Genomic DNA, 8,216 nt, shown 5'->3' with positions numbered 1-8,216 from the left:
GCGAGGGCGCTCGTGACGGCGGTCGCCAGATCGCGCCGCGCCTGCGTCACCTCGCCGTCTTCGGGCCGTGCGCCCTGCAGCACCTCGGCGAGGAACCGCTTGCGCGAGGTGCCGATGAGCACGCGCGGGCCGAGCGCGACGATCTCGTCGAGGCCGCGCAGCACGTCCCAGTTCTGTGCCCCGGCCTTCGCGAAGCCGATCCCGGGGTCGAGGATCACTCGCGACGGGGCGATGCCGGCGGCGGCGGCCTCCCCCAGCCGCTCCTGCAGCTCGCCCGCGACGTCGCGCGCCACCCTGCGGTACTCCGCCCTCGCGTACATGTCGTCCGAGAAACCGCGCCAGTGGCCGATCGCGTAGTCGGCACCCGACTCGGCGACGGCCGCACGCATGTCCGGATCGGCGAGGCCGCCCGACACGTCGTTCACGATCCGGGCGCCCGCGCGCACGGCCGCCGCGGCCGTGGCGGCGTTCAGCGTGTCCACGCTCACCGGCACACCGGCCGCCGCGAGCTGCTCGATCACGGGGAGCACGCGACGCTGCTCCTCGTCTGCACCGACACGCTCCGCCCCCGGCCTGGTCGACTCCCCGCCGACGTCGAGCACGGTCGCGCCGTCGGCCCGCAATCGCAGACCGTGCTCCACCGCGCGCTCCACGTCGAAGTAGCGGCCGCCGTCGCTGAACGAGTCGGGCGTGACGTTGACGATGCCCCAGATGCCGGTCATCAGCGCGCGCCGGCGGACGGGACGGACATGCCGATCAGAGTCACGAGCTCGGCCCTGGCGACGGCGTCGGTGTACTCCCCGCGCGCAGCGATCGTGAGGGTCGACGCCTCGGTCTGCCGCCCGCCGCGCATCGTGACGCAGCCGTGGCTCGCATCGAGCACCACCAGCACGCCCCGCGTGTCGAGGTGCTCGGCGATCGTGTCGGCGATCTGCTCACCGAGCCGCTCCTGCACCTGCGGCCGTGCCGCGAGGATCTCGACCACGCGCACCAGCGCCCCGAGGCCGACGACCTGCTCGCCCGGAAGGTAGGCGATGTGCGCGTGCCCGGCGAACGGCAGCAGGTGGTGCTCGCACACCGAGCGGAACCGGATGTCGCGCAGCAACACCGCACCGGACGGAAGGGTGTCGGGGGCAGGACCGCGCGTCACGCTGATCGTGTGCGCGAGGGGCGCTCCGGGGTCCTCCCCCACGCCGGAGAAGAACTCCGCGTAGAGCTCCGCCATGCGCGCCGGGGTCTGCTTGATGCCCGGTCGGTCCGGGTCCTCGCCGATCGCCTCCAGCAGCTCGCGGGTGAGCCGCTCGACGCGCTCCCTGTCGACCGTCACGTCACGCCGTCGCGGGGCGGGGGTTGCCTGCTCCTGCCGATCCCTGCTGCGCACGCGGGGCAGCGGACGGCGCCTCGACGGAGGCCGCGAGCGACACGTCCTTCTTCGGGACCTCGATCGGCGGGCGCTCCGACACCGGACGGTCTTCGCTCGACAGCCACAGCGGGCGCTCGGGCAGCTTCTTGACCTCGGTGAAGATCTCGGCGATGCGGTTGTGGTCGAGGGTCTCCTCCTCGAGCAGCGCCAGCGCGAGACGGTCGAGGATGTCGCGGTTCTCGCTGATCACCGCGTACGCCTCGTTGTGCGCCTGCTCGATGAGGGCGCGCACCTCGGCGTCGACCCGCTCCGCCACCTTCTCGGAGTACTCGCGACCGCGGCCCATGTCCCTGGCCACGAACATGTCGCCGCCTTCGGTGCCGAGCTTGACCGGGCCGACCTGCGTGGTCATGCCGTACTCGATGACCATCTTGCGGGCGATCGAGGTCGCCTTCTCGATGTCGTTCGATGCCCCGGTGGTCGGGTCGTGGAAGACGATCTCCTCCGCGACGCGGCCGCCCATCGCGTAGGTCAGCTGATCCTGCAGCTCGTTGCGGGTGACGGAGTACTTGTCGTCGATCGGCAGCACCATCGTGTAGCCGAGGGCCTTGCCGCGCGGGAGGATCGTGATCTTGGTCACCGGGTCGGTGTAGTTCATCGCGGCGGCGGCGAGCGCGTGACCACCCTCGTGGTACGCCGTGATGAGCTTCTCCTTGTCCTTCATCACGCGGGTGCGGCGCTGCGGGCCGGCGATCACGCGGTCGATGGCCTCGTCGAGGGCGCGGTTGTCGATCAGCTGCGCGTTCGACCGCGCGGTGAGCAGAGCGGCCTCGTTGAGCACGTTCGCGAGATCGGCGCCGGTGAACCCCGGGGTCTTGCGGGCGACGACCTCGAGGTCGACGCTCTTCGACAGCGGCTTGCCCTTGCTGTGCACCTCGAGGATCTTCTGCCGGCCCTTGAGGTCGGGCGCGTCCACGCCGATCTGGCGGTCGAAGCGACCGGGGCGCAGCAGCGCGGGGTCGAGGATGTCGGGGCGGTTGGTGGCCGCGATCACGATGACGTTCGCGTTCGGGTCGAAGCCGTCCATCTCGACGAGCATCTGGTTCAGCGTCTGCTCGCGCTCGTCGTTGCCGCCGCCCATGCCGGCGCCGCGGTGGCGGCCGACGGCGTCGATCTCGTCGATGAAGATGATCGCGGGGGCGTTCTCCTTCGCCTGGCTGAACAGGTCGCGCACGCGCGAGGCGCCGACGCCGACGAACATCTCGACGAAGTCCGAGCCGGAGATCGAGTAGAAGGGGGCACCGGCCTCCCCGGCGACGGCACGGGCGAGGAGCGTCTTGCCGGTTCCGGGAGGGCCGTACAGCAGCACGCCCTTCGGGATGCGGGCGCCGATCGCCTGGAACTTCGCCGGGTCCTGCAGGAACTCCTTGATCTCGTGGAGCTCCTCGATCGCCTCGTCGGCACCGGCGACGTCGGCGAACGTGACGGTGGGCGTCTCCTTGTTGACGAGCTTGGCCTTGGACTTACCGAACTGCATGACCTTGCCGCCACCGCCCTGCATCGACGACAGCAGCCACCAGAACAGCAGGCCGAGGAGCACGAGCGGGAGGAGGAGCGAGAGGAAGCCGTCGAACCAGGTCGCGCGCGGCACCGCGTCGTTGAAGCCGTCCTTCGGGGCGGCCGCGTCGATCGCGGAGACGACCTCGTCCGCCCGCGCCTCGACGTAGTAGAACTGCACGTTCTCGGAACCCTCGAACGGCTTCGACAGGGTCATGTCGACGCGCTGGTCGCCGTCGGTCGTGACGACCTCGGTGACGGTCTTGCCCGAGAGGAGCTCGAGGCCCTGCTGCGTCGTGATCTGCTTCGGCGCACCCAGGTTCGAGATCAGCAGGAATCCGCCGAAGAGCAGCACGCCGATCAGTGCGACGTAGATCAGCGGGTTGCGGGTGAGCTTCTTCACATCCATGGTCGGATCAGCGTATCGCCTCCCCGCTAGGGGGCCGCTGTGCGTTCACCCACGGCGCAACGGTTCCGCGGCGTGCGCGGAGGTGTGCGGAGGCTCAGCTGTAGACGTGCGGCGCGAGGACCGCGACGTCGCGGAGGTTGCGGTAGCGCTCGGCGTAGTCGAGGCCGTAGCCCACCACGAACTCGACCGGGATGTCGAAGCCGACGTACTTGCAGTCGATCTCGACCTTCGCGGCCTCGGGCTTGCGCAGCAGCGCCAGCACCTCGATCGACTCGGCACCGCGCGACTCGAAGTTCTCCAGCAGCCAGCTCAGGGTGAGGCCGGAGTCGATGATGTCCTCCACGATGAGCACGTGCTTGCCGTGCAGGTCGGTGTCGAGATCCTTGCGGATCTGCACGACGCCGCTGGACTTGGTGCTCGCGCCGTAGCTCGACACCGCCATCCAGTCCATCGGGGCGTGGAACGGCAGAGCCCGCGCGAAGTCGGCCATGACCATGACCGCCCCCTTGAGCACGCCCACCAGCAGGAGGTCCTTGCCCTGGTAGTCGGCCGCGACGCGCGCGGCGAGCTCTTCCAGCTTCGCGGTGATCTCCTCCTCGGTGACGAGGATCTGTGCAAGGTCGTCCTGGATCTCCGCGGCGCGCATGGATCGATTTTAGGCGACGTCGCCGGATGCTCCGACCCCGGCGGGCGGCATCGGCGTCAGGAGCGGATCTCGTCGTGGTCGCCGCGGGTCGTGCGGGGGCTGAGGACCGAGAGCTCGACGGTCTCGAACTTGCCCTCCTCCGTGCGCACCCAGGTCACCTCGACATACCAGTCGTCCTTCGCGTAGGCGTCCGCGGTCCGCCGGCCCTCTCCGGTCTCGCGCGCATCGGTGTGCTCCCACCCGTCGTCGAGCAGACCCGCCGCGATCGCCTTCGCCGCGTCCTCGGAGGCTGCGGCGCGCTGCACCGGCTCGACGTAGACGTCCACCTGCCACCACACCTGGTCGTCGGGCGACGGGTCGGCGGAGACCGGGTTCTGCACCATGCGTCCGCTCGACTCGACGTCGGGAGCGGTCGTCGGGGCCAGCTCCGCCGGGATCATGCCGACCATCTCGTCGGCCAGCGCCTCGGCCTCTGTCCGGTATTCGTCGAGTCGGCTCTCGTCGGTGGTCATGGTGCATCCTCCCAGCGTCAGGGCTACGAGGACGCCGGCCATCAGCGCGATGGCACGTGCGGTCCTGGTCATCCCTCGATCCTCGCGTACTCCGGCACGAAGTCCGGCTTGTCGATGCCGTCGGTGCGCACCGGGGCCTGGACGATCGGGGCGCCACCCGGCACCACGATCGGCCGCGGGTTGTAGACGTCGTCCGGTGCGAACAGCATCGCGTCGCCGCCGGTGATCACGGCGATGATGTTGTCGAACGCCACGGAGCGCGGGTCGTACACCGAGCTGTGGCTGTCGATGCCGCGCGGTGTGCCGTTCCCCTCGACGTTGTAGTCCTCCAGGTCGACGACGCGGCCGCCGCGCTCGTCCTGGATCCACCCGGTCTCCAGGCGCGTCACGCCGTCGGCCGTGAGCGGCGACTGCCCGTGCATCTGGCCGGCGCCGTTGCCCTGGATGAGCCCGACGACGAGATCGCCGCGCGCCATCATCGAGTAGTGCGGCACGCCCGAGGTGTGCGGGAAGTCCTCGACGCCGCTCACTCCCGCCCCCATGCCGGCCGCCGAGACGTAGAGGATGCGGTCGGCGACGAGCCCTGCCTTCTCCGCGAGGCCCACGGTCGCGCCGCCGTAGCTGTGCCCCAGCACGGTCAGGGTCGAACCGCTCGGCTTGTCGATCCCGGCGACGAAGTCCACGAGCTTCGGGGCGAGGTCGCGCGAGTAGGAGGCATCGGTCGGACCGGGGAGCTCCAGCTGCGGGAACGTGCCGCCGGCCCACTGGAACACGGCCGTGTCGGGTCCGGCCGAGCGGTACAGCTGCGCGCCGGTGCCGTCGCCGAAGCTGGTCATCGTGGTCGTGGTGCCCGGCACCGACACGGCGACGTTGCGGATCCAGGCGGGGATGTCGCCGGTCGTCGGGTCGATGGGGCCGTGGTAGGTGCCCACCGCGTCGGCACCGGGGTCGAACACGACGACGCGCGCACCGGCGCCCTTGTCGGTGTGCTTGCGTTCGCTCTCGTCCCACCACGTGTAGTCCTGGTCGAGCAGGCTCTGCCAGTAGTCGATCGGCTCGCGCAGCTTCGCGATCTCGTCGAGGTAGCCCTTCGCCTCCCACGCGTCCGCGCGGTCGCCCGTCTTGAGGCTGTCCACGAGCGCCTGCAGCCGGGCGATCTCAGCCTCGCGTCGCGCGATCTCGTCGCGGATGTTCTTGTGGTTCGCGGTGACGCGGTCGCGGATCGGGATGCCGTTGAGGTTGCCGAGCAGGAGGGAGGATGCCGCCAGGAGCGCCGTGCGGGTCTCCTCGTCCATCGCGTTCCACGTCTCGCGGATGATGCCGGGGTCGCCCAGCCCGGCGAGCGACTCCGCCGTGATGCCGTTGACGTCGCCGGCCCAGATGAGCCCGGCGGCCGAGAAGCCGCCGGGGCCGACCTTCCCGCCCTGGGTCACCGCGACGACCAGGGGCACCGCGGCGAGCGCGGTCGCGGCGCGCTGATCGATCGTCGCGCGCTCGTCGGCCAGCGCGTTGTAGGAGGAACGGGCGGCGTGGTACGCGTCGATCGCCGCCTGCCAGCGGTGCAGGTAGCCCGGGTCGTCCAGGTACATCCACGACGGCAGCACCGCGTCCCAGGGCAGCGCCCACCCGGTGACGAACTCGCTGGCGGCGTTGAGCGCCTCGGCGCGGCGGACGAAGATGTGGTCGTAGGCGTTCTGCGCGGTCCTGAGCCGGCGGGCGGCCTCGCCCTTCAGCGCCTCGAGGTCGGTGGCGTACGTCGTGATCGCGGCGGAGATGCCGTCGAGGCCCTCCGCGGCCTCCCCGAACCGCTGCGCGAGGAGCAGGACGCGTGCACCGAGGGCGTCGGACGCGGAGGCGGTCATCGACGTCAGACTCGCAAGCGCGGTGTCGGCGTCGCCCTTGCGCGCGCGGGCGGAGGTCGCGCGGGTGGTGAAGGCGGTGGCCGCACCGTTCACCGCACCCACGTCGCCGCGGGCGGGGTCGTCGATCAGTCCGGGCAGGCTCATCGTGCCGCCTGCGCGAGCGTGTCGTCCGACGCGGTGAAGGTGCTCGCCGCCGCAGCCGCGTCGGAGGCCGAGTTGGTCGCGGTCTGCGCGAGGGCCGAGAGGGCCTGTGACACGAGCGACTCGATCTCGCCGAGCGCCGCCTCCACCGTCGGCGAACCGGTACCGGCGAAGGACAGGCACGAGGTGATGACCGGCGCACCCGCCGCGGTCAGTCGCGCTCGGGCCGCCTCCAGCGTCTCGCCCTGCACATCGAGGTCCGTCATCGATGCTCCTTCCCCCCGTGCCTTCACGATAGGAGCAGGCCCCGGTCGCGGTCGATGGGGACATCTCCCCATCCGCGCACGAGCGCACTACTGTGAGCGGGACACGGGCGGACGCCCCCGACGGAAGGATCCCCATGGCCCTCGACGACATCCTCAGCCAGGTTCCGATCGACGACATCGCGAAGAAGCTCGGCGTCTCGCACGACGAGGCGAAGACCGCGGTCGAGCAGGGCGGCGCGGTGCTGCTCGGCGGGCTGGCGAAGAACGCGGAGACCCCCGAGGGCTCCGACGCGATCCAGAAGGCGCTCAAGAAGCACGAGGGCGCGACGGGCGCCGCCTCGGTCGACGACATCGACCAGGCCGACGGCGGCAAGATCGTCGCGCACATCCTCGGGTCGAAGGAGAAGGAGGTCACCACGCAGCTCACCGAGTCGAAGGCGACCCCGGGCATCGACTTCGGCAAGCTCCTGCCGATCCTCGCCCCCATCGTGATGGGGCTGATCGCGAACGCGACGAAGGACAAGACGGCGAAGACGGAGCCGACGGCCGAGGGCTCCGGAGGGATCGGCGATGTGATCGGCGGCATCCTCGGCGGCGGCGGTCAGAGCGGCTCGGGCTCGGGCGGCGGCCTGGGCGACGTGCTGGGCGGCCTGCTCGGCGGCGGCAGCGGCTCGGGTGGCGGGATCGACCTGGGCGGCATCCTGGGCGGACTGTTCGGCGGCAAGAAGTAACGCTCGCCCGACCTGCCGCGCCCGGCGACTCAGCGCCCGGCGGCGGTGAACACGAGGCGTCCACCCTGGCGCCGCGCCGAGCAGCCGGGCAGGTCGATGGGGCCCTGTCCGCTCCAGTCGGTGACAAGGCGGGCGACCTCGACCGTCTGGGTGCGGGTCAGGCTCACGCCGAACTCGCTGTCCACCACGAGGCGGATGATGCGGTTGCGCAGCGCGGCGGGGTTGGCGGCGAGGGCGGCGACGCTCACGGAGATGCCGGCCTCGGCGTGCTCGACGATGTCCTCGATGGTCTCGTGGATCATCTCGTCGAACGCCTCCGCGTCCTCGCGCAGCTGCTCGGCCGTGCGGGCCAGGGCCTCCGCGATCCCGGGGCCGAGCTCGGCCTCCAGCACCGGCAGCACGCGGTCGCGCACGCGGACACGGCTGTACCGGTCGTCGCTGTTATGCGGGTCGTCCCAGGCGTCGAGCCCGGCCGCCGCGCAGAACGCCCGGGTGGTCGCACGGCGCACGCCGAGCAGCGGCCGAAGCCACCGCACACCGTCGTCGTCGGCACGCTCGACGGCCATGCCCTGCAGGCTCGCGGCGCCGGAACCCCGGGCGAGCCCGAGCAGCACCGTCTCCGCCTGATCGTCGAGCGTGTGGCCGAGCAGCACCGCCGCGGCCCGGAGGTCGTTCGCCGCGTCGCGCAGCACGCGGTACCTCGCGTCGCGGGCGGCGGCCTCCGGTCCG

At 71.3% G+C, this 8,216-nt stretch carries 9 protein-coding genes; 1 reads left to right on the top strand and 8 read right to left on the bottom strand.

The features are described 5' to 3' along the window. The 7 genes from folP to DW309_RS06915 form a co-directional block, all read right to left on the bottom strand. Positions 1-722: dihydropteroate synthase (folP, locus tag DW309_RS06945; protein WP_136044946.1), on the bottom strand; the 722-nt coding region annotated here is incomplete at its 3' end. Continuing rightward, on the bottom strand, positions 722-1,327 hold the full coding sequence (gene folE / locus DW309_RS06940) for a GTP cyclohydrolase I (RefSeq protein ID WP_168387203.1): 606 nt from the start codon (positions 1,325-1,327) through the stop codon (positions 722-724). The genes folE and folP, both read right to left, overlap by 1 nt. Position 1,328: 1 nt before the next feature. Beyond that, positions 1,329-3,329 carry an ATP-dependent zinc metalloprotease FtsH gene (gene ftsH / locus DW309_RS06935; RefSeq protein WP_136028527.1) on the bottom strand — a complete coding sequence of 667 codons (2,001 nt, stop codon included), beginning with the start codon at positions 3,327-3,329 and terminating at the stop codon, positions 1,329-1,331. Between the two features lie 94 nt (positions 3,330-3,423). Further along, a complete protein-coding gene (gene hpt, locus DW309_RS06930; protein WP_136037241.1) occupies positions 3,424-3,975 on the bottom strand; it encodes a hypoxanthine phosphoribosyltransferase in 552 nt (183 codons plus the stop codon). 56 nt (positions 3,976-4,031) lie between these two features. Next, on the bottom strand, positions 4,032-4,559 hold the full coding sequence (locus DW309_RS06925; RefSeq protein WP_136037242.1) for a hypothetical protein: 528 nt from the start codon (positions 4,557-4,559) through the stop codon (positions 4,032-4,034). After that, complete coding sequence (locus DW309_RS06920; protein WP_136044945.1) at positions 4,556-6,493, bottom strand: alpha/beta hydrolase; 1,938 nt, start codon at positions 6,491-6,493, stop codon at positions 4,556-4,558. Before DW309_RS06920 ends, DW309_RS06925 begins: the two co-directional genes overlap by 4 nt. Continuing rightward, complete coding sequence (locus tag DW309_RS06915) at positions 6,490-6,756, bottom strand: hypothetical protein (protein ID WP_136044944.1); 267 nt, start codon at positions 6,754-6,756, stop codon at positions 6,490-6,492. Before DW309_RS06915 ends, DW309_RS06920 begins: the two co-directional genes overlap by 4 nt. A gap of 134 nt (positions 6,757-6,890) precedes the next feature. Between DW309_RS06915 and DW309_RS06910 the strand changes: the two genes are divergently transcribed. After that, a complete protein-coding gene (locus DW309_RS06910; protein ID WP_136028532.1) occupies positions 6,891-7,487 on the top strand; it encodes a DUF937 domain-containing protein in 597 nt (198 codons plus the stop codon). Between the two features lie 29 nt (positions 7,488-7,516). On the opposite strand, the gene tilS is transcribed toward DW309_RS06910, so the two are convergent. Then, positions 7,517-8,216 (bottom strand): tRNA lysidine(34) synthetase TilS (gene tilS, locus DW309_RS06905; RefSeq protein WP_136044943.1); only part of this gene is annotated, 700 nt, incomplete at its 5' end.

The organism is Microbacterium sp. K41 (assembly GCF_004794395.1).
GTDB lineage: Bacteria > Actinomycetota > Actinomycetes > Actinomycetales > Microbacteriaceae > Microbacterium > Microbacterium sufflavum.
The sequence above is the reverse complement of the archived record's forward strand: the minus strand, read 5'-3'. Positions and strand labels throughout refer to the sequence as shown.